Source organism: Nitrospirota bacterium (genome assembly GCA_026387665.1).
In the GTDB taxonomy this organism is placed as follows: Bacteria; Nitrospirota; Nitrospiria; order Nitrospirales; family Nitrospiraceae; genus Palsa-1315.
Genome location: JAPLLG010000002.1, coordinates 84,071 through 104,091, shown reverse-complemented (window position 1 = coordinate 104,091; position 20,021 = coordinate 84,071). Strand labels below are relative to the sequence as shown.

General features: G+C 59.6%; 17 protein-coding genes and 1 pseudogene. 10 read left to right on the top strand and 8 right to left on the bottom strand.

Features of this window, described 5'->3' with window-relative positions:
- Positions 1 to 42 precede the first annotated feature (42 nt).
- Positions 43 to 1,122 carry a type IV pilus twitching motility protein PilT gene (locus NT179_00605; GenBank protein MCX5720516.1) on the bottom strand — a complete coding sequence of 360 codons (1,080 nt, stop codon included), beginning with the start codon at positions 1,120 to 1,122 and terminating at the stop codon, positions 43 to 45.
- 177 nt (positions 1,123 to 1,299) lie between these two features.
- Positions 1,300 to 2,388: a response regulator gene (locus tag NT179_00600; GenBank protein MCX5720515.1), complete on the bottom strand. Its 1,089-nt coding sequence runs from the start codon at positions 2,386 to 2,388 to the stop codon at positions 1,300 to 1,302.
- 162 nt (positions 2,389 to 2,550) lie between these two features.
- Between NT179_00600 and recA the strand changes: the two genes are divergently transcribed.
- The 10 genes and pseudogenes from recA to NT179_00550 all read left to right on the top strand — a co-directional run bounded on the left by recA (position 2,551) and on the right by NT179_00550 (position 13,739).
- A complete protein-coding gene (recA, locus tag NT179_00595) occupies positions 2,551 to 3,633 on the top strand; it encodes a recombinase RecA (GenBank protein ID MCX5720514.1) in 1,083 nt (360 codons plus the stop codon).
- Positions 3,634 to 3,651: 18 nt separating this feature from the next.
- A complete protein-coding gene (locus NT179_00590) occupies positions 3,652 to 4,137 on the top strand; it encodes a regulatory protein RecX (GenBank protein MCX5720513.1) in 486 nt (161 codons plus the stop codon).
- A 5-nt stretch (positions 4,138 to 4,142) separates the two neighbouring features.
- Positions 4,143 to 6,773 (top strand): alanine--tRNA ligase, encoded by a 2,631-nt coding sequence (gene alaS, locus NT179_00585; GenBank protein MCX5720512.1) that lies wholly within the window; start codon positions 4,143 to 4,145, stop codon positions 6,771 to 6,773.
- A gap of 4 nt (positions 6,774 to 6,777) precedes the next feature.
- A pseudogene (gene ruvX, locus NT179_00580) lies at positions 6,778 to 7,185 on the top strand (Holliday junction resolvase RuvX).
- Positions 7,186 to 7,264: 79 nt separating this feature from the next.
- A complete protein-coding gene (gene mltG / locus NT179_00575; protein MCX5720511.1) occupies positions 7,265 to 8,302 on the top strand; it encodes an endolytic transglycosylase MltG in 1,038 nt (345 codons plus the stop codon).
- A gap of 235 nt (positions 8,303 to 8,537) precedes the next feature.
- Positions 8,538 to 9,218 (top strand): deoxyribose-phosphate aldolase, encoded by a 681-nt coding sequence (deoC, locus tag NT179_00570; GenBank protein MCX5720510.1) that lies wholly within the window; start codon positions 8,538 to 8,540, stop codon positions 9,216 to 9,218.
- Between the two features lie 31 nt (positions 9,219 to 9,249).
- On the top strand, positions 9,250 to 10,407 hold the full coding sequence (locus NT179_00565) for a phosphopentomutase (GenBank protein ID MCX5720509.1): 1,158 nt from the start codon (positions 9,250 to 9,252) through the stop codon (positions 10,405 to 10,407).
- 53 nt (positions 10,408 to 10,460) lie between these two features.
- Positions 10,461 to 10,919 (top strand): RidA family protein, encoded by a 459-nt coding sequence (locus NT179_00560; GenBank protein ID MCX5720508.1) that lies wholly within the window; start codon positions 10,461 to 10,463, stop codon positions 10,917 to 10,919.
- A gap of 175 nt (positions 10,920 to 11,094) precedes the next feature.
- Positions 11,095 to 12,777 carry an IPT/TIG domain-containing protein gene (locus NT179_00555; protein ID MCX5720507.1) on the top strand — a complete coding sequence of 561 codons (1,683 nt, stop codon included), beginning with the start codon at positions 11,095 to 11,097 and terminating at the stop codon, positions 12,775 to 12,777.
- 8 nt (positions 12,778 to 12,785) lie between these two features.
- Positions 12,786 to 13,739, top strand: coding sequence for a YCF48-related protein (locus NT179_00550; protein MCX5720506.1), 954 nt, complete (start codon positions 12,786 to 12,788; stop codon positions 13,737 to 13,739).
- Between the two features lie 2 nt (positions 13,740 to 13,741).
- On the opposite strand, the gene NT179_00545 is transcribed toward NT179_00550, so the two are convergent.
- The 6 genes from NT179_00545 to NT179_00520 form a co-directional block, all read right to left on the bottom strand.
- On the bottom strand, positions 13,742 to 14,488 hold the full coding sequence (locus tag NT179_00545) for a 16S rRNA (uracil(1498)-N(3))-methyltransferase (GenBank protein ID MCX5720505.1): 747 nt from the start codon (positions 14,486 to 14,488) through the stop codon (positions 13,742 to 13,744).
- A gap of 25 nt (positions 14,489 to 14,513) precedes the next feature.
- Positions 14,514 to 15,635 carry a molecular chaperone DnaJ gene (gene dnaJ / locus NT179_00540; protein MCX5720504.1) on the bottom strand — a complete coding sequence of 374 codons (1,122 nt, stop codon included), beginning with the start codon at positions 15,633 to 15,635 and terminating at the stop codon, positions 14,514 to 14,516.
- Positions 15,636 to 15,709: 74 nt separating this feature from the next.
- The gene (gene dnaK, locus NT179_00535) at positions 15,710 to 17,629 is read right to left on the bottom strand and encodes a molecular chaperone DnaK (protein ID MCX5720503.1); all 1,920 of its coding nucleotides are present in this window, start codon (positions 17,627 to 17,629) and stop codon (positions 15,710 to 15,712) included.
- 75 nt (positions 17,630 to 17,704) lie between these two features.
- Entirely contained in the window at positions 17,705 to 18,259 is a 555-nt protein-coding gene (gene grpE, locus NT179_00530) for a nucleotide exchange factor GrpE (protein MCX5720502.1), read from the bottom strand.
- Positions 18,260 to 18,351: 92 nt separating this feature from the next.
- A complete protein-coding gene (locus NT179_00525) occupies positions 18,352 to 19,143 on the bottom strand; it encodes a type III pantothenate kinase (protein ID MCX5720501.1) in 792 nt (263 codons plus the stop codon).
- A gap of 43 nt (positions 19,144 to 19,186) precedes the next feature.
- Complete coding sequence (locus NT179_00520; protein ID MCX5720500.1) at positions 19,187 to 19,981, bottom strand: biotin--[acetyl-CoA-carboxylase] ligase; 795 nt, start codon at positions 19,979 to 19,981, stop codon at positions 19,187 to 19,189.
- Between the last annotated feature and the right edge of the window lie 40 nt (positions 19,982 to 20,021).

The following is a 20,021-nucleotide window of genomic DNA, read 5'->3' as shown; positions in this document are numbered from 1 at the left end:
TGTCCGGCCATGGGACTCGGCCCCTCTCAGGCGAGGGGCTGATCATTGCAAGGCATCGGGCGGTGTGCTGAGTAGTTTGGCAAAGCGACTCTTGTCGATCGATTTCTCGTAGGCTTCTTCTGGCGCAATCCATTTTTTATTCAAGAGCTCCTGAATGGCATCGTCCAGCGTCTGCATGCCGAGCGCTTTGCCCGTCTGCATGATCGATGCGATTTGAACCGTTTTTGAATCACGAATGAGGTTGGATACGGCCGCCGTACAGACCAGAATTTCGAGGGCTGCGCAGCGGCCCTTTTTGTCGATGCGCTTGAACAGATTTTGCGCAACGACAAGCCGGAGCGCCGTCGATAGGGTGTTCCGGATTTGCGCTTGCTCCCCATGCGGGAATACTTCGACGACCCGGTCGACCGTTTTGGCGGCGTTTTCTGTATGCAGTGTCCCGAACACGAGGTGCCCGGTTGCAGCCGCTTCCACGGCCAGCCGAATGGTTTCGAGGTCGCGCATTTCACCCACCAGGATGATGTCCGGATCTTCCCGCAAGGCGCCACGCAGGGCGGCCCCGAACGATTGCGTGTGGATGCCGACTTCCCGGTGGTTGACGATGCAGCCCTGGCTCTGGTGCACGAACTCGATGGGATCTTCGACGGTCAGGATATGGTCTTTCCTGTTTTTGTTGGCGTAGTCGATGATCGCCGCCAGGGTGGTGGATTTGCCGCTTCCTGTTGGGCCCGTGACCAGGACCAGGCCTTTTTTCAGCATGGCCGATCGGGTCAGGATCGGCGGCAGGCCTAATTCCTCGGCCGTCAGGACCTGATTGGGAATTTTTCTGAAGACGGCACCGCAGCCGTATTTTTGATTGAAGAGGTTGGCGCGGAATCTGGCGAAGCCGGAAATCTCATAGCCGAAGTCGACATCGCCGGTCAGCTCAAAATGCTCTTTTTTGGCGGGAGGCGTGATCTCGTAGAGCAGCAGCTTGAGTTCGTCCTGGACGAGCACTCCTTGCCCGGCCACTCGCTCCAACTCACCGTTGATCCGCATCACGGGCTGCTGGCCGGCGATCAGGTGCAAGTCGGACGCGCCGTGCTCCCCCATCATTCTAAAGAAATCGTCGATCTTGGCCATCTCGAGTCTCCTTCGGGGCGACTGTTCATCTGTGCCTGCCAAGTATAGAGCAGTATGGCGGGGTGGCAAGGAAAACCAGGAACGGTGGGGAACCGACTGCAACCTTATGGGATGAGTCGCTGGTTCTGTGGCGTTGTTGTTGGGCCGTACGGTTCGGCTTAGGCGAGGAGGGCTGTGTCAGTTCTGAGGCGGCTGTTCGCGCATGATGCGGCAGAAGAGCTCGGTCAACGTCGGATCGAAGGCTGTGCCTGCTTGCTGCTGGATCTGTTCCAGGGCTTCGGTGACAGGGAGGGCTGTTCGTTCCGGCTTTTCGGTGGTCAGGTCGTCGAACGCTTGGGCGATGCCGACAATGCGGGCGAGCAACGGCGTGCGTTCTTCTCCCAATCCAAAGGGGAAGCCTGTGCCGTCCCATCGTTCGTGATGGAGGGCGATGATCTGCACGGCATCGGCGGAGAGTCCCATCGCTCGGCCCATCCTCGCCCCGAGGTCGGGCCGGTGAGTCTGCCGGTCGATTTCCCCGCTCAGCGTGTGGCGGCCCGGGATGCTGATCAAATCGAGATCATGCACGAGTGCGCCAAGGGCGAGTGATTGTTGTTCGGCGAGGGGGAGGCTGAGCCGATTGGCCACCAGCGTCGAATAGAAACTGACGCGGCTTCCATGATTGAGGAGGTGACGGTCCTTGGCCTCTAAGAGGTCGGAGATCAGGGGGACCAGGGGTGAGGTCTCCTCGCTCTGCGAGGTGGAGAGGGATCCCTTGCGGTTTCTGGCTGTGTAGTCGGCGACGAGGGTTTCCCAGGCTTTCGTGCAGGCAGGCTCCGGGCCCCAGAGTGTCGCCGAGTTGATCAGGATCGGGCGTAATTGGTCGAGCCGTTGTTTCTTTTGCGCCGTTTGCAAGGAAATGGCCAATAACTCTGACGCATTGAACGGTTTCAAGAGGAAGCCGGCCGCTCCGTGTCTGATGCAGTCCATCGCGGTCTGGAGCGAGCCGTAGGCCGTGACCATGATGACTTCGATCTCCGCATGGGCGCGTTTGATGTCCGTCAAGAGGTCCGATCCGGAACGGTCTGGCAGTTTCAGGTCCAGCGTGACGAGGTCGACGCCGTGATCGTTGAGGACTGCCAGGGCTGCATGAGCATTCTCCGCAGTTAGGATGTGGAAGTCTTGTTTGAGGATCTGGGTGAGGGCCGCGCGGGGGGCTGCCTCATCGTCGATGATCAGGACCGTCGGTTTCTGGTTGGTGGTATCGGGCACGAGCGCTGAAGGCATGGTCCTATCTGTATCTCGATCCCTGTTGCCCGTCAAGGAAATCGCGTGAACATGCGGAGTTACCCCCTCTTTACCCCATATTATCCGGCGATTCTCTGCTAGGTTTCTCTCTCGTAATTTGGGTATAATCTCTTGATCTCTCCATACACAAGAGGAGCACCTATGGCTGAAAAAGACGATAAGAAGCGCGCGCTGGATCTGGCCCTGTCCCAAATTGAGAAACAATATGGGAAGGGGGCCATTATGAAGTTGGGGGGGGCCGATGCCCCGGTGGATATTCCGGCGATTTCGACCGGATCGCTCGGACTCGATATCGCCCTGGGCGTCGGCGGGCTTCCCCGCGGCCGGGTGATCGAGATTTTCGGTCCCGAGTCCTCGGGCAAGACGACATTGACTCTCCATGTCATTGCAGAAGCGCAGAAGGCCGGCGGCACCGCCGCCTTTATCGATGCGGAACATGCGCTGGATTTGGGCTATGCCAAGAAGTTGGGCGTGCAGGTGGATGATCTGCTCGTGTCGCAGCCTGATACGGGCGAGCAGGCGCTGGAAATTGCCGAGACGCTCGTCCGCAGCGGAGCGATCGATGTGATCGTGGTGGACTCGGTCGCAGCCCTCGTACCGAGAGCCGAGATTGAAGGCGAAATGGGCGATGCCCATATGGGGCTGCAAGCCAGGCTCATGTCGCAGGCGCTTCGCAAGTTGACGGCGGCGATTTCCAAGTCGCAGACGACCTTGGTGTTCATTAATCAAATCAGAATGAAGATCGGCGTAATGTTCGGCAATCCGGAGACGACCACAGGCGGCAACGCGCTCAAGTTCTATTCGTCTGTGCGGCTGGATATCCGGCGCATCGAGTCGATCAAGGATGGGCAAGAGGTGACCGGCAACCGCGTGCGCGTGAAGGTGGTGAAGAACAAGATGGCGCCTCCCTTCAAGCAGGCGGAGTTCGACATCCTGTTTGCGCAGGGGATTTCGAAAATGGGCGAGTTGGTCGATCTCGGGGTCGAGAAGAAAGTGGTGGAGAAGTCCGGGGCCTGGTATTCCTATCAAGGCGAGCGGCTCGGACAGGGACGCGACGCCGTGCGGGACTTTCTGTTGAGCAATCAGCCCCTGGCTCGTGAGATTGAAGGGAAGCTGCGCGACCTGGCTTGTTTGCCCGGGCGTACGGCTGAGAAGGCTGCTGCCGCGCCGGTGAAGGACGAGAAAAAGACTGAGGACAAGCGACCGCACAAGGTTGGCGCGTAACTGCTGACGAGCTGGCTGGTGAGTAGGCGCGTCACAGTTCAGGCGACACCGTCTCCCGATCAGTGGCTGCAGCTTGCGGTGCGGGCTCTGGCCCGCAGCGATCGCACGACGGCTCAGATCGAACGGTTGCTCGCGGCGAAGGGGGCCTCTCCCTCGGAGATCCGCGCCGCGATCACACGGCTGGCGTCGTTGAAATACCTCGACGATGCGGCCTTCGCGGCGCGGTGGGTCGAGCGGCGGCTTGCCCGCATGCCGATGGGCCGTGCGCGCCTGCAAGAAGAACTGCTCGCCACTGGTTGTCCTGAACAGATCGTGCAGACGGCGGTGCGGGCCGCCTATCGCAAGGTGAGCGAGCAGGACCTCGCGCAACAAGTGGTGGCGATGGCTGGACAGAGCAGTTTGGCTCAGACGCTTGGCCGATTGGCGAGATTGTTGAGTCAACGAGGTTTTGACGAAGACACGATTGACACAGTGATGGGGCCGCTGCTGCGAGAGGAAAGTTAGGGGACATGAAGAACAGCACTCAGGAGTTACGACAAGCCTTTATTCGATATTTCGAACAGCATGGCCATCAGGCCGTGCCCAGTTCCGCCTTGATTCCTCAAGCCGATCCCACGTTGCTCTTTACCAATGCCGGGATGAACCAGTTCAAGCGGGTCTTCCTCGGCGAGGAAACGCGCGCCTACAAGCGGGCGGTCACGGTGCAGAAATGTCTGCGCGCCGGGGGTAAGCACAACGATCTGGAAAATGTCGGCTATACCAGACGGCACCATACGTTCTTTGAAATGTTGGGGAACTTTTCCTTCGGCGACTACTTCAAGGAAGAGGCCATCCTGTTCGGCTGGGAGTTTCTGACTAAGACGGTCGGTCTCGACAAGGACCGGATGTGGGTCACGGTCTTTCGAGACGATGACGACGCGGAGCAGCTGTGGAAGAAGCTGGGTGTGTCGCCCTCACGCATCATGCGGTGCGGTGAGAAGGACAACTTCTGGCAGATGGGTGACACAGGCCCTTGTGGCCCCTGCTCGGAACTTCACTTTGACCAGGGACCGTCTGTGCCGGGCGATGATCGTCCGAACGGGGAGGGCGACCGCGTCATCGAGATTTGGAATCTCGTCTTCATGCAGTTCAATCGGGATGCGGCAGGCACGCTTCATCCTCTCCCCAAGCCCAGCATCGATACGGGCATGGGATTGGAACGGCTGGCGGCAGTGGCGCAGGGCGTCTACAGCAACTACGACAGTGACGTGTTCACGCCCCTGCTCAGCGCCGTGGCTGCCAGGGCGGGGATTCAGTATGGAGCGAAGGACCAGACCGACCGGTCGATGCGCGTGGTCGCAGACCATCTTCGCGCCATCACGTTCTTGATGGCCGATGGGGTCTTGCCTTCGAACGAGGGCCGCGGCTATGTGCTGCGCCGGATTCTGCGCCGGGCCGCGCGTCATGGCAGGCTGCTGGGCATCGTCGAGCCATTTCTCCACGAATTGACGGCAGCGGTTGTGGACCAGATGGGTCCGGTCTATTCAGAGGTTCGGGGAGCTGCTGCGACGATTGCCGAAGCGACGAGAGGCGAAGAAGAGCGATTCATCGCCACGCTGGAACAGGGCTTGCCGATTCTGAACGAGTTGATTGCGAAGGCCCGTGCGGCCGGACAGAAGGCCTTGACCGGCCCCGATGTGTTCAAGCTGTACGATACTTATGGATTCCCGATGGACTTGATGAGCGAGGCCTGCCGCGAGCAGGAGATGACGCTCGATGAGGCGGGGTTCGACCAGGCTATTGAGGAGCAGAGGACTCGCGCGCGCAAGACCGGCGGGTTTGAGCAGGAAACGGCTCGCCCGGCTATTGCGGAACTGGCTGGCCGTCTGGGGGTAACTAAGTTTGTCGGCTATGATCGGCTGGAGAGCGAGAGCCTCGTGCAGGCGATTCTCAAAGGCGATCGGCTGGTCAAGGAAGCCGCGGAAGGCGATGAGGTTGAATTGGTCCTGGATGTCACGCCCTTCTATGCGGAAGGCGGCGGACAGGTCGGAGACCAGGGCCTGCTGATGGGGCAGGACGGGCAGGTGGAGATCAAAGAAACCACGAGGCCTGTGCCGACTGTCATTCTGCATAAGGGGACCGTCACGAAAGGGCGGATTCGCGAGGGCGAGCAGCTGCGTCTGACCGTCAATGCCACCACGAGACAGGATGCGCAACGGAACCATACAGCCACCCACTTACTCCATGCAGCCTTGCGCGATTTGCTGGGCCCTCATGTGAAGCAGTACGGGTCGCTCGTCGGGCCGAATCGCTTGCGGTTCGACTTCGCCCATTTCAGACCCCTCTCCACCCGTGATATCGACGAGATCGAAACGGTCGTGAACAACGAGGTGCGGAGGAACGAGAAGGTCACGACCGAGGTGCTGAGCATTCAGGATGCGGTGGCCAAGGGGGCGCTGGCCTTCTTCGGCGATAAATACGGCGAGCAGGTGCGGGTGGTGACGGTCGAATCTTTCAGTAAAGAACTCTGCGGCGGTACGCACTGCCGGCAGACAGGGGACATCGGCCTGTTCAGAATTGAGTCAGAGACCGGTGTTGCAGCAGGCGTGCGCCGGATCGAGGCCCAGACCGGCCGTGGGGCGTTCGCCCAGATGAAGAAGTTGGAAACCGATGTCCGGGAACTGTCTGATCTGCTTAAGGTCGGCCAGTCCGAACTGGTGTCGAAGACTCGCAAGGTCCTGACGCAGCTGAAGGACAAGGAACGAGAGCTGGAAGAGCTGAAATTGAAAATGGCCAGCGGTTCCGCGGTCGAAGCTTCGGCCAGAACGATCGCCGGTGTATCGGTCCATGTGCAGCGGACCGACGGGTTGGATGTGAATGGCATGAGGGCCTTGGCCGATCAGTTGCGGGATAAATTGAAGAGCGGGGTTGTGGCTCTCGGAGCCGCCAACGACGGCAAGGTGTCGTTGCTGGTCATTGTCACGAAGGATCTGATTGCCAAGCTAAAGGCGGGCGATCTCATCAAAGAGATGGCGGTGGAAGTCGGCGGGACCGGCGGGGGCAGGCCCGAGATGGCGCAGGCAGGCGGGAAGGATCCGGCCGGCCTGGATACGGCGTTGGAAAAGGTCTTTGGGCTGGTCGAACGGACGTTGGGGCGGTAGACTGATGGAGGACGGCAAACGGGTTCTTGCGCTCGATTATGGCACCGTGCGGATCGGGGTGGCCCTGAGCGACGAGCTGGGCTGGACCGCTCAACCGCTGGAGACGCTCACTCGGCGCACATTGGATCGGGATATCGCCCATATTGCCGCTCTCGTTGCGACTTATGAGGTAAAGCAGGTTTTGTTGGGGTTTCCGCTGCAGTTGGATGGCCGCGAAGGGCCGGCGATCCAGGCGATGCGAGAATTCCAGGCCCGCTTAGAAGCGGGTGTGCCCGTGCCGGTTATTCTGTGGGACGAGCGGTTGACGACGAAGTCGGCGGAAGACCTGTTGATCGCAGCCGATGTCAGCCGGAAAAAGCGGAAGGGTGTGATCGATCGCATCGCCGCCTCGATTTTACTCCAGAGTTATCTGGCCAGCCTTGAGCCGGCGCCGAAGCAGAGGTCGGAAGGCTGGGCGGATGAAGATTCCGATACGGAAACGATGGAACCGCATGATGAACCGACGGATCATTTTCGGACTTCTACTGGTCGCAACGGTCGCTCTTGGCGTCGCCGTGCATCAGACGATTCGCTGGGCTGAAGGCCCGGCTGTTCCCACGCAGAAGCACCCCCCTTCGAAAGTCGTCCTCATCCCGGAAGGCGCGCCGTTTCAACAAGTGGCCGCGATGCTGGAACGCGAACGGTTGATCAAGAGCCGTTCTGTCTTTGTCATTTTAGCGAAGTCCCAATCTGCCGACCGGAAAGTTCACGCCGGTGAATATGAGCTCAATGCCGGCATGACCCCGGCGGAGATTCTCTCGAAGCTGCTCAGCGGCCAAGTGATGCTTCATCCCCTGACCATCCCTGAAGGGCTCACGCTCCTTCAAATTGCTAACCTGGTTTCGCAACAGGGCCTCACGGACCAGGCGGAGTTTCTCCGGCTGGCGAAGGATCGGGCCTTTATTGCGTCGCTGGGGATCAAGGCGGACACGCTGGAAGGCTATCTTTATCCCAATACCTATAGGTTCCCTCGCACCGTCAAGGCGCGCGAGGTGTTGACGACGATGGTCGAGCAGTTACGGCAGGTCGTCGGGCCGGACCTCCTCGTTCGGATGCAGGAACTCAAGATGACGATGCACGAAGTGTTGACCCTCGCTTCCGTCATCGAAAAGGAGACAGGCTCGGGAGGCGAGCGGCCGGAGATTGCTGCGGTGTTTCACAACCGGCTCAAGCAGCACATTCCGCTCCAGAGCGATCCGACCGTCATTTATGGCTTGCCGGCATTCGACGGAAATTTACACAAGCAAGACCTATCGAACCCCAGCCCCTACAATACCTATCGGGTCAAGGGCTTGCCGCCTGGACCGATCGCCAATCCGGGCATTCAAGCGATTCGCGCGACCCTCTATCCGTCCGATTCGCGTGCCTTATATTTCGTGTCGAAGAACGATGGCACGCATCAGTTCTCGAAAACGCTCGTCGAGCACAATCAGGCCGTGGAGAAGTATCAGAAGCGGCCGTTCAGAAAAGTTTCCTCCCCGCGCCTATAGCCGAATGCTGCAGAAATTCTTTCCAGCAACCGTGAACCGTAAAACATAAAACGTCGGACTGCCGAATACGCTTCCTCTGAAACCTTTCACGTCTCACGGATGGCTGGACGGCCTTTTTGAGCATCCGGCAAAGGGCTTGCCATCAGGGAAGTCCCCCATCCTTCGCGAACCATTTATCCTGCCTCCGCGCTTTCCTCTTCATCTCTGATCCAGGACTTGTTATAAGGGTGGCATGATGACAACACAGGACTGGAACGTGCCGACGCTATTGGACCACACTGTGCTGCGCCCTGACGCGACAAAGGCCGATGTGCTTCGGCTGTGCCTGGAGGCGAAAGAGTTCGGCTTCGTTGTGATCTTTGTGCCGCCTTGTTATATCGATGAGGCGGTTGCGGCTGTGGCTGGCACGAATATTCGCGTTGGGATTCCAGTCGGATTCCCGTTGGGAGGCCATACGACGGCGACGAAGGTTGCGGAGGCTATTGAAGGCGTTGCCCGCGGAGCCAAGGTGCTCGACATGGTGATTAACGTGAGCCGGCTTAAATCTGGCGACTACGACCTGGTCAGGACCGACATGGCCGAGGTCGTGCAGGCGACTCAAGGGGTCGAGCATAAAGTGATCCTGGAGACCTGCTGTCTGACGCGCGAGGAAAAGATCACAGCCTGTCGTTTGGCGGTGGAGGCGGGGATGGACTATGTCAAGACCTCGACAGGGTTTGCCGCGTCCGGCGCCACGGTTGAGGATGTGAGGCTGATGAAAGAGACGGTGGCAGGCCGGGCCAAGGTGAAGGCCTCCGGAGGAATCAGAGACTGGAAGACCACGTTGGCCATGCTGGAGGCAGGCGCGGATCGGATCGGCACCAGCGCGAGTCTGGCGATTATGGCCGAATGGTCTGCCGCAAAGCGGAAAGGGTGAGCCTCGTGCAGGCTTCTGGTATAGTGCGACGATGATTAATCGTGTGATTGTGCTGGTGATCGATGGATTGGGCGTCGGGGCTCTGCCCGATGCGGCGGACTACGGCGATGCCGGAACTCATACCCTATCCCATCTGGCTGATGCGGTCGGGGGGCTCCACCTTCCCACGCTTGAAGCCCTCGGGCTTGGCCATATCACGGCAATCAAGGGTGTGCGGGTGATGGGGCAGCCGGAAGGCTCGTTCGGGCGCCTCGGATTTCTCTCCAAGGGCGTGGATTCCATGGTCGGCTATTGGGAAATAGCCGGCTTGCAGACGGACATGGCCGGGCCTCTCTACCCTGACGGATTTCCTCCCGAGCTGGTTGCGATTCTTGAACAGACATTCGGCCGGAAGATTCTCGGCAATCGCCGCGCCTCCGGCGTCGCCATGTTGCGCGAGTATGAATCAGAGCATCTCTCGTCCGGTTCATTGATCGTGTGGACTGATGGACGACGCACCTGCCATGTGGCGGCGCATGAAAATGCCATCCGCCAGGACGAGTTCTTTCAGCGTTGCCGGGACGCGAGGAAATTACTGAAGGATCGCTGGGGAATTTGGCGCGTTTCAGCCCATCCTCTTACGGGGGATGCCGGGGCGGTGCAGTTTGCCTCACGTTCGCGTGAGTTCGTGATCGAGCCGCCGGGCCAGACGATGATCGATGTGCTGAACCAGGCCGGTCAGATCGTGATCGGAGCGGGGAAAGTCGGCGATCTCTTTAGCGGCCGCGGCTTCACTCGGTCCATTCCGGTCGGGCCTTGGACGGCGCTGTTTACAGAAGTCACGGGGATGTTGAAGAAGGCGCCCCGCGGATTGATTGTTGCCGGACTCAATGTGCTGGAGCCGGATGCGGCACATTCGGCGGCAGCCCTCCACGATTTCGATCGCAGGCTTCCCGAGTTGCTGGAACAACTGCGCCCTGGCGATCTGCTGGTCCTGACGGGCGATCATGGGCGGGACCTCATGAAGGCGGATCAGGTGCCCACGAGGGAATATGTGCCTCTCTTGGCTACAGGCCCGAAGCTGGCGCAGGGGGTCAATCTCGGCATCAGGGCCTCTGCCGCCGATCTGGGCCATACCATCGTAGAAGCTCTGCAGGGGGATCAGCTTCCGGTCGGGGAAAGCTTTTTGAACGCGCTTCGCGCAGGATGAGCTGAAAGCTCGGTGTGGATCGAATGACGGTTGACGATTGACGGATCTTTGCTATGCCTTTCGAATTACGCCTGAAAGAACTCCAGCTCGAACTGCCTCAGCCGCCTAAACCATTGGCGACCTATGTGCCGGCGGTCCTGGCCGGAAACCTCTTGTTTCTATCCGGCGTTCTTCCCATGCGTGACGGGCAGTTGGTCTTTTCCGGTAAGCTTGGACGGGATCTGACGGTCGAGCAGGGAGTGGAGGCGTCCAAGCTGTCGCTTTTGAATGCCTTGGCGATCGTCAAGCAGGAACTCGGGACGTTGGACCGTATCACGCGCGTGGTGAAAGTTGTCGGGCATGTGGCGTCGGCGGAAGGGTTCGTGCAGCAGCCTCAAGTGCTCAACGGGGCCTCAGATCTCCTGGTCGCTATCTTTGGCGAGGCAGGCCGTCATGCTCGTGTGGCGGTGGGCGCGGCTGAGTTGCCTCGCGGTGCGGCGGTCGAAATCGAAGTGATTTTCTCCGTCTCCTGATCCTTCGTGTAAACCCCTTTGAATCCTCGGCTGGCGCGGGCTCGCTGGCTTGACTCTCGAAAAAACCGCTTGTTATAGTTCGATCGAATCTTCGATTACGCGGTATCTTGGTGGTCCCTTCTCGCGCCGCGCGCAGGATGATCGTGCCTCTTTCTTGCCTGACAGGAGCCTACTCATGAAGATGTTTCTTGCTGGCGTGAGTGCGATGACGTTGTGGGCCAGTGTGAGCGTTGCCGCCTTTGCGGCGGCTCCGTCCTCGCTCGAACTGTATCCGTCAACGGCGGTTCCCGGCGCGACCCTGTCGATCGGCGGGAAGGGGCTGGGCTCATTCCAATCTGTGCAAAACAATCGCGTCACCGTCGGCGGGTTTCCCGCGTTGATTCAGCGATGGGAATCAGACCTGATCGAGGTGAAGGTACCCTTCCAGGCCCAGTCCGGTCCCGTTGAAGTGATGGCAGGAAAAAGGAAATTGTCTGCTGGGACATTAATAATCATGCAGCCGACGATTACCGCAGTGACGCCGGCAGAAATTGAACCGGGCCATACGGTGCAGATTACCGGTGCGCATTTCGGCAACACGGCAGGTCCACGCGATCCGAATACGATGTTCGGGGTCAATGACGTGACGATCGGAGGCGTAGTCGTCAGGCCGCGCCGCTGGAAAGACGACATCATCGAAGTCGATGTTCCCACGAATGCTGCCTCGGGCGATGTGGTGGTTCGATTGGCCTCGTCCGATCCCTTGCCGGACGGGTCCTGTTGCGCGCCGGTCCAGTATAAAGTGAGCAATGCGGTTCCACTGAAGCTGATTCCGAGCATCCGTGTCGATCCTGTGAGCGGACCGATCGGGACGAAGGTCGTCTTTTTCGGGCAGGGTTTTGGCGCAACGAAGGGGGCTGGTGACAAGGTCACGTTCGGCGGGCATCCCGCCACCATCGCTCAATGGTCCGATAGTGCGATCGTCGTCCATCTCCCGATGGATGCCGAGACCGGAGCAATTGCTCTGACTGTGCAGGGGCGTGAACGGACGGTCGGGACCTTTATGGTTCACGTGCCGAAAGTGAGCGCCTTGACCCCTCCGGCCGCCCCGATCGGCACGCTGCTCAGAATCAGCGGCGAACATTTCGGATTCTATTCGGAAAGCGGTTCGACCCCCTACGCCTTTACCGATTTTAATATCGGAGAGAATCGCGTCGATATCGGCGGGGTTCGCGCCGTCATCTATCGCTGGCAGGACGATCGCATCGATGTGTGGGTGCCGTTTAGCGCCAAGAGCGGGCCGGTCGTGATTTCTCGCGGAGCCACGAAGCCGAATCCCGACGGTTCGTGCTGTGCGACGAAGGAAATTCTCAAAACTGACGCGGGAGTCTTTACGCTGGTGACGCCGAAGATCGACTCCTACAGCCCGAAGTCCGGCGGACTCGATGAGCTGATCACGATCAAGGGGTCCGGGTTCGGCTCGTTTCTCAAGACCGCCGAGCATGCCTACTTGGGCCTTAACCAGGGGGCCTACAAGCGGCGGGAAGACATCGAGTTGGGCGAGAACGTATCGCGGACGGAGGTCCTGTTCAGCAACGTCGCGGCGCAGGTCATGTCCTGGACCGATACGGAGATCGTCGTGCGGGTGCCCCACAGAAATCTCTACGGGTTGGGGAAGCGCAACGAGTTCTTCAATGAGCTGGCCACAGGCCCGCTCATCGTGCGGCGCGGCTCCTGGGATGTCCAGCCGGACGGGACCTGCTGCACGATGAAGAAATGGCTGACCTTGGAGGCTGGCTCCTTCACCATCGAAGCTAAGGGTATGCCAGATCCAGGCTACTTCAATAACAACCGCCCGGACGCCGATACTAACCAGTGAGACAGGGATTGCCAGGATGTCTTGCGGTGCTGTTGGCGGCGTTGTGGTGTTCGTCTCCCTCCTGGGCTGCTGACGCGGCTCTGACGGTTACTCCACAAGCGAGCCATACAGAAGCCCTCTTGATGGGGCTCTATTTTCGCACACCTCAGCTAGGCTGGGCTGTCGGATCAGGCGGCGCCATTGTGAAGACGGTCGATGGAGGGAAGAAGTGGCAGAAGGTCGTCAGCGGCACTACCGCAACCCTTTCTGGCGTTTTCTTTCTCGATGAGAAGCAGGGCTGGGCCATCGGAGCCAACGGGACGATTCGCCGGAGCCAGGATGGGGGCCAGACCTGGCAGCAGCAATTCGTCGATACCCAGGTGCCCTTCTACGGTCTGTCGTTCGTCTCGCCCAGCGAGGGTTGGGTGGTCGGCGGCAACGGCACCATTCTCCATACGAAGAATGGCGGAGCCCATTGGGCTGATCAAGCGAGTAAAACCAGTGCCGCTCTCTACGCCGTGCAGTTTCTTACCGCGCAACATGGGACGGCGGTTGGGGCAGTCGGGACCGTTTTGATGACGAATGATGGCGGGATGACCTGGACCCCGCAAGAGACCCAGGGGGCCGTGACCCTGTTCGATGTCTATTTCTCCGATGCCTCGACGGGTTGGGTTGTCGGCAATGCCGGCGCCATTTTCCAAACGACCGATGGCGGCGATCACTGGATCGATCGTACGCTGCCCTGTAATCGTACCTGCACAAAGCTCACAGACCTCTTGCGGGTGCGCTTTACTGATCCTCAGAGCGGATGGATTGTGGGGGAGCGCGGTATGGTCTACCGGACTATAGATAGCGGCTTTACTTGGACTGAGCAGGGGGCTGTCGCGACTGTGTCGCTATTCGGTCTGTCGTTCCCTGATGGGACACAGGGTTGGGCGAGCGGAGAAAAAGGTACGATTGTTCGCCTGAGCCCCAGCCATTAACGCTAGTTCTTCCCCAGCTCATCGAGTCGCGATTGCAGAATGCTGAGCGCGGCGATCGCGGCGGTCTCGGCTCGTAAGATGCGTGGCCCGAGGGTGAGAGGGAGGAAGCCCTGCTCCTGTGCTACTCGCTGTTCCTCTTCCGCCCAGCCCCCTTCCGGTCCCACCAATACAATAATCGGCTGCTGATGGTCTTGCGGTAAGGGTATGGTGGCGAGCGACGGCCCGCTGGATCGTTCCGTGAGGATGGCCTTCAGAGGCGCCGAGGCATAGAGTCGACAGATCTGCGCCAGGTCGAGCGGGTCCGCGATGGTGGGGATCGTCCACCGTTCGGACTGCTGCGCTGCGTCTCGCGCAATGCGTTCCCATCGGGACCGTTGATGTTCAAGCCGTTCCGGGTTGAGCTTGATGACGCTGTGCGCGCAGTGAAGGGGCACGAGGGTCTCGACGCCCAGCTCTGTCGCCTTTTGCATGACCCAGTCCATCTTGTCGCCTTTGATCAAGGCCTGTCCCAGCACAATCGGCGAGGTGCTGCGCGCCGGCTCGGCCTGCTGGTCGAGGATACGGCTGTCGATGGCCTGTGCGGTGACCTGGGTAACTTCCACGCGATAGCGGGTGCCGCATCCGTCGTTCAGGGTGAGGACTGTGCCTTGGTGCAAGCGGAGGCTGTCGCGAAGATGATGGAGCAGGTCACCGGTGATGCGGATCGTGGGGGGCGTGACGGAGTCGGGGGAGACGAAGAACGTAGACATAGTGGGGTGCCGGGGCGATGGCTCGCTATTCGAAGTGGGCCTTCATCTTGTCGAAGAAGCCGTCGCCGCCTTCATCCATCGTCATGCCGCTCTCTTTGGCGAATTCTGTGAGCAATTCTTTCTGACGGGCGTTCAGTTTGGTGGGGATCTGAATTTTGATGACGAATAATTGGTCGCCGGTGCTCTGGCTCTTGAGGCTGGGAATGCCCAGGCCCTTGAGTCTCAGGATCTTATCCTGCTGCGTGCCAGCAGGAATCTTGATGACGGTATTGCCTTTCAGCGTGGGGACTTCGATTTTGCCTCCGAGCACGGCTGTGACGAAATTGACCGGGACGTCACAGAGGATGTCGTGCCCTTGGCGCTGAAAGACGGGGTGTGGTTTGACGGTGATCGCCACATAGAGGTCGCCTGGCGGGCCCGCATTGACTCCGTGTTCCCCTTCGTTGGAGAGACGCAGGCGCATGCCTGATTCGATGCCGGCCGGGATGTGGACGGCGATGGTTCGTTCCCGGTACGTGCGTTGACGGCCCTGGCAGGCGCCGCAGGGCTCTGTGACGATCCGTCCCGCTCCCTCGCATTGGCCGCAGGGACGGCTGATGCTGAAGAAGCCCTGCTGGAATCGCATCTGGCCGGCCCCTTTGCAGCTAGGGCAGGTCTTGATCGCGGCGGCGCTTTTGGCGCCGGATCCTTTACAGTCAGGACAGACTTCCCAGCGCGGGATTTTCAGCTTGGCATCTTTCCCGTAGACGGATTCTTCAAAGGTCAGCTCCAGGTTGTACTGAAGATCGTTCCCTCGCTCCGCCCGGTTACCGCCTCGCTGGCCCCCGAAAAAATCTTCGAAGATGTCGTTGAAGGCGTCGCCGAAGCCGCCGCCACCGCCGAATCCCTCAGATCCGGGCCCCTGCTGGCCGCCCGCGTGGCCGAACATGTCATAGCGTTTGCGCTTTTCCTGATCGCTCAGTGTCTCGTAGGCTTCGTTGACCTCTTTGAATTTTTCTTCCGATACTTTTTTCTGCGCCTCTCCCGTCTGGAGATCGGGATGGTGCTGGCGGGCCATCTTGCGATAGGCCTTCTTGAGCTCGTCGTCGGAGGCGGTTCGTTCGACGCCTAAGGTTTCGTAGTAATCGCGCTTGGACACGGATGCCATCTCTCTGGGTGATAGTGCAGCAAGACCGAGCCCCGCATATTGACGAAGCTCGGTCTTGCTGACGGTATTCTAGCTTACTTTTTCTCTTTGTCTACTTCTTCGAATTCTGCGTCGACGACCTTTTCGTCCGTCTTGGTCTCGCCCGCTCCGTCTCCCGCGCTGGCGCCGGCGCCCGGCGCAGCCGAGGCGGAGGCCGCCTTGTACATTTCCTCCGCCAGCTTGTGGGAGGCGGTGGTCAAGGCCTGGGTGGCAGACTCGATCGCGTCCGGGTCCGTGCCTTCCATCGCTTTCTTCAGCGCGGCCACGGCTTCCTCGACTTTGGTCTTGTCTTCCGCGGCGATCTTGTCGCCGTGCTCGCTCAGGTTCTTTTCCGTCTGGTAGATCAGCGTGTCGGCCTGGTTTTTTGCCTCGGCGGTTTTCCGCCGCTTCTTATCTTCGTCCGTATGGGCCTGGGCATCCTTCACCAGCTTCTCGACTTCTTCCTTGCTCAAGCCGCCGGACGCCGTGATCTTGATGGACTGTTCCTTTTGCGTGGCCAAGTCTTTGGCCGAGACATGGACGATGCCGTTGGCATCGATGTCGAACGTCACTTCGACTTGTGGCATCCCGCGCGGGGCAGGAGGCAAACCGACCAGGTCGAACTGGCCGAGGAGCTTGTTGTCGTTCGCCATCTCGCGTTCGCCCTGGAACACGCGAATGGTCACCGCCGTTTGATTGTCGGCCGCCGTCGAAAAGACCTGGCTCTTCTTCGTCGGGACGGTCGTGTTCCGCTCGATCAACTTTGTGAAGACACCGCCGAGGGTTTCGATGCCCAGCGAGAGCGGCGTCACGTCGAGGAGCAGCACGTCCTTCACTTCGCCCTTGAGCACGCCGCCTTGAATGCCGGCGCCGATCGCCACCACTTCGTCGGGGTTCACACCCCGGTGCGGTTCTTTGCCGAAGAATTCTTTGACGGCCTGAATGACTTTCGGCATACGGGTCATGCCGCCGACGAGGACGACTTCATTGATGTCGCGCGCGGAGACTCCGGCGTCGGAGAGCGCCTTCTTGCAGGGCTCGATCGACCGTTTGATCAGGTCATCGACTAACTGCTCCAGCTTCGCGCGGGTCAGCTTGATGACCAGGTGCTTGGGTCCGCTGGCATCGGCAGTGATGAAGGGCAGATTGATCTCGGTGTCCTGGGACGAGGAGAGTTCGATCTTGGCCCGCTCCGCCGCTTCCTTCAGACGCTGGAGCGCCATCCGATCCTTGCGGAGATCGATGCCTTGGTCCTTCTTGAATTCATCGACCAACCAGTCCATGACGCGCTGGTCGAAGTCGTCGCCGCCGAGATAGGTATCGCCGTTGGTCGACTTGACTTCGAACACGCCGTCGCCGATCTCCAGGATGGAGACGTCGAAGGTGCCGCCGCCCAAATCGTAGACGGCAACCCGCTCGTCCTTCTTCTTGTCCAGGCCGTAGGCGAGGGCCGCGGCGGTCGGTTCGTTGATGATCCGGAGGACGGTCAAGCCTGCGACCTGGCCTGCATCTTTGGTGGCCTGACGCTGGCTGTCGTCGAAATAGGCCGGGACGGTGATGACCGCTTCGGTGACTTTTTCTCCGAGATAGTCTTCCGCGGTCTGCCGCATCTTTTGCAGAATCATGGCGGAGATTTCCGGCGGGCTGTAGCGCTTGCCGCGCAACTCGACGTAGGCATCGCCGTTGTCGCCGTCGACCACTTTGTAGGGCAGCCGCTTGGCTGCGTCGGTTACTTGCTGGCTGCGGAACTTGCGGCCCATGAGGCGCTTCACAGAGAAAATGGTGTTCTCCGGATTCGTAATCGCCTGGCGCTTTGCAATCTGCCCGACGAGGCGTTCGCCTTTTTCGGTGATAGCGACGACGGACGGGGTGGTGCGGGCTCCTTCTGCGTTGGCGATCACAATCGGTTCACCGCCGCTCATGATAGAAACGCAGGAGTTCGTGGTTCCAAGATCGATGCCGATCACTTTACCCATGTGGCTACTCCTTCCTAGCTATATCTGTCTGTGATGATGTGTGTACGATGAATTGATTGTGTCGTCTACTCTCGGTCAGCTGTCAGCCCGGCCCGTCGATACGCTCACCATGGCGGCCCGCAAGATACGGTCGTGCAGGAGATAGCCCCGTTGAAACTCGTCTACCACATGCTGCTCCGGCACCCTTTCGGACTGAACGGAGGTGACGGACTGATGCGTCGCGGGATCGAAGGGTTTGCCGACCGTTTCGATGGGCGTGACATAAAATCTCGTCAAGGCTCCCGTCAACTGTTTGAGGGTGAGCTCTACGCCTTGCATGAGCACCTCGTTGCTTCCGCCTTCTCGTGAGGCCTTGATGGCCCGTTCGAGATTGTCGACGACCGGCAGGAGTTCCTTTAGCAATTGCTCATTGCCGAACCGGATCTGGTCCCGCTGGTCCTTCTGGGTCAATCGCTTATAGTTGTCGAATTCGGCGGCGAGCCGAAGGTATTTGTCGTTCAAACCCTTCGCCTCTTCAGCCTTGGCCGCGAGAGCCTGTTGAAGCTCTGCGACTGATCCTGCTTCTTCTGGGGCTTGCGAGGAATTGTCCAAGTTGTCGATTGTATTCGTGTTCTGTTGCTCTTCAGCCATGAAATACTCCTCTGTCCGTGTGGAGATAGCCACAGGCCTCATGAAGTCAACGGGGCCAGAAAAATTAATTACTTGCGTTGTGGCGGTGGCTTTTAGACTTGCATGGTAGAGGGGAGGGTGCCCTGAGCGCGGCGGTAGAGGAGTTCCAGACCTTCTAAGGTCAGGAGAGGCTCGATCTTTTGGATCGATGTCGCTTCGGAAGCCAGGATGGAGCTGAGCCCTCCTGTGCCGATGACGTAGGTGCTGCGACCCAGTTCCTGTTCCATGCGCCGGACGACGGTATCGACTAGCCCCGCATAGCCGAATAAGAGCCCCGATTGAATGCTGCTGGCTGTGTCTGTGCCGATGACGGTCTTGGGACGGATCAATTCCACTTTGGCGAGTTTGGCCGCTCTGGTGAAGAGGGCCTCCGCCGAGATGCCCAGGCCGGGAGCGATGACGCCTCCGAGGTACTGGCCCTCTGCTGTGATGGCGCAAAAGGTAGTCGCGGTGCCGAAGTCGACGACGATGAGGTCGCGGCGATATTTATGGTACGCGGCCGCTGCATTGACCAGCCGGTCGCTGCCGATTTCTTTTGGATTGTCGTAACGGATGGTGAGTCCTGTATCTGTGTCCGAGGTCACGACCAAGGGGCGCAGATGGAAATATTGCTCGAGCATCTGTTCGACGGTTCCGGTCAGGGCCGGGACGACGCTGGAGATGATGGCGCCGGTCAGCCGTTGCGCGGAGATTCCTGCCGCCGTGAGGAGGTTGGCGAAGAGAATGCCGTATTCGTCAGACGTTTTCTTCACGTCCGTGGCGATGCGCCAATGGGCCGCCAGGGTGCGGTCATCATAGACGCCCCAGACAATGTTGGTGTTGCCGATATCGACGACGAGAAGCATGGCCTATTGTACGTCTCGAGTAAGTGATTTGGCCAGTGGTCTGCTAGGTTCGCACGTGGATAATGTCAGCGACTCGTAAGTGAACGATCTCCGGCGCTTTGGAGCCTGGTTGGGGCTCATCCGGTTTCACCATCAGGGCTCCATCCTGGCCGATGCCTTCGGCTCGCCCCAGGCACTGGTCTCCATTGGCCAAGGTGGCCTTCACGTTCTGTCCGATGGTGGAGCAGCGCTGGTGATAGGCCAACGACAGCCGACTGGTTCCGTGAGCGGCCAATTCATCGATGCATTGTTCGAGTTCGAGGAGGAGTTGGGCGAGTAGCCGGTTGCGGTCAACAGTTCGTTGTTGTTCATGCCAGATCGAGGTGGCAGATTCGCGGAGCTCCTCCGGCCAGTCTTCTTGTGCGACGTTGACGTTGAGGCCGATCCCGATAATCTGGAATGGGATTGAGCCTGCAGCGGAACCGCTTTCACAGAGAATCCCGCCGACCTTTCGCTCCGAGATCAGGAGATCGTTGGGCCATTTCACGGAGACATGGAGAGACGAAACCGCCTCGATGGCTTCTGCTGCTGCCAGCGCCGAGACGAGCGGCAGCCAGGAGAGCCATTCCGTGAGGCCCTCAGCTGGACGTTTCATCCGGAGAATGGCGGAGCAGTAGAGGTTGGCGCCAGCCGGTGAAAACCAGGTTCTGGCTAAGCGCCCCCGTCCGGCGGTCTGGCTGTCTGCGACGACGACCGTGCCATGTTCCACGTCTGCCTGTGCGAGGCGAGAGGCCTCCCGGTTCGTCGAGGGGAGGCTGTCGAACAGTTCGATGCGACGCCCTAGCCATGAGGTGGCCAATGTGCTCTGGATTGTGTCTCTCGAGAGGGGAGGTGAGGAC

What these genes read in the sequence shown, in the direction of transcription:
- NT179_00555 (MCX5720507.1), top strand. Translation starts at nt 11,095, where the DNA reads ATGAAGATGTTTCTTGCTGGCGTGAGTGCGATGACGTTGTGGGCCAGT.
- recA (MCX5720514.1), top strand. Translation starts at nt 2,551, where the DNA reads ATGGCTGAAAAAGACGATAAGAAGCGCGCGCTGGATCTGGCCCTGTCC.
- mltG (MCX5720511.1), top strand. Translation starts at nt 7,265, where the DNA reads ATGATGAACCGACGGATCATTTTCGGACTTCTACTGGTCGCAACGGTC.
- deoC (MCX5720510.1), top strand. Translation starts at nt 8,538, where the DNA reads ATGACAACACAGGACTGGAACGTGCCGACGCTATTGGACCACACTGTG.
- grpE (MCX5720502.1), bottom strand. Translation starts at nt 18,259, where the DNA reads ATGGCTGAAGAGCAACAGAACACGAATACAATCGACAACTTGGACAAT.
- dnaJ (MCX5720504.1), bottom strand. Translation starts at nt 15,635, where the DNA reads ATGGCATCCGTGTCCAAGCGCGATTACTACGAAACCTTAGGCGTCGAA.
- NT179_00560 (MCX5720508.1), top strand. Translation starts at nt 10,461, where the DNA reads ATGCCTTTCGAATTACGCCTGAAAGAACTCCAGCTCGAACTGCCTCAG.
- NT179_00605 (MCX5720516.1), bottom strand. Translation starts at nt 1,122, where the DNA reads ATGGCCAAGATCGACGATTTCTTTAGAATGATGGGGGAGCACGGCGCG.
- NT179_00565 (MCX5720509.1), top strand. Translation starts at nt 9,250, where the DNA reads ATGATTAATCGTGTGATTGTGCTGGTGATCGATGGATTGGGCGTCGGG.
- alaS (MCX5720512.1), top strand. Translation starts at nt 4,143, where the DNA reads ATGAAGAACAGCACTCAGGAGTTACGACAAGCCTTTATTCGATATTTC.
- NT179_00600 (MCX5720515.1), bottom strand. Translation starts at nt 2,388, where the DNA reads ATGCCTTCAGCGCTCGTGCCCGATACCACCAACCAGAAACCGACGGTC.
- NT179_00545 (MCX5720505.1), bottom strand. Translation starts at nt 14,488, where the DNA reads ATGTCTACGTTCTTCGTCTCCCCCGACTCCGTCACGCCCCCCACGATC.
- dnaK (MCX5720503.1), bottom strand. Translation starts at nt 17,629, where the DNA reads ATGGGTAAAGTGATCGGCATCGATCTTGGAACCACGAACTCCTGCGTT.
- NT179_00525 (MCX5720501.1), bottom strand. Translation starts at nt 19,143, where the DNA reads ATGCTTCTCGTCGTCGATATCGGCAACACCAACATTGTCTGGGGCGTC.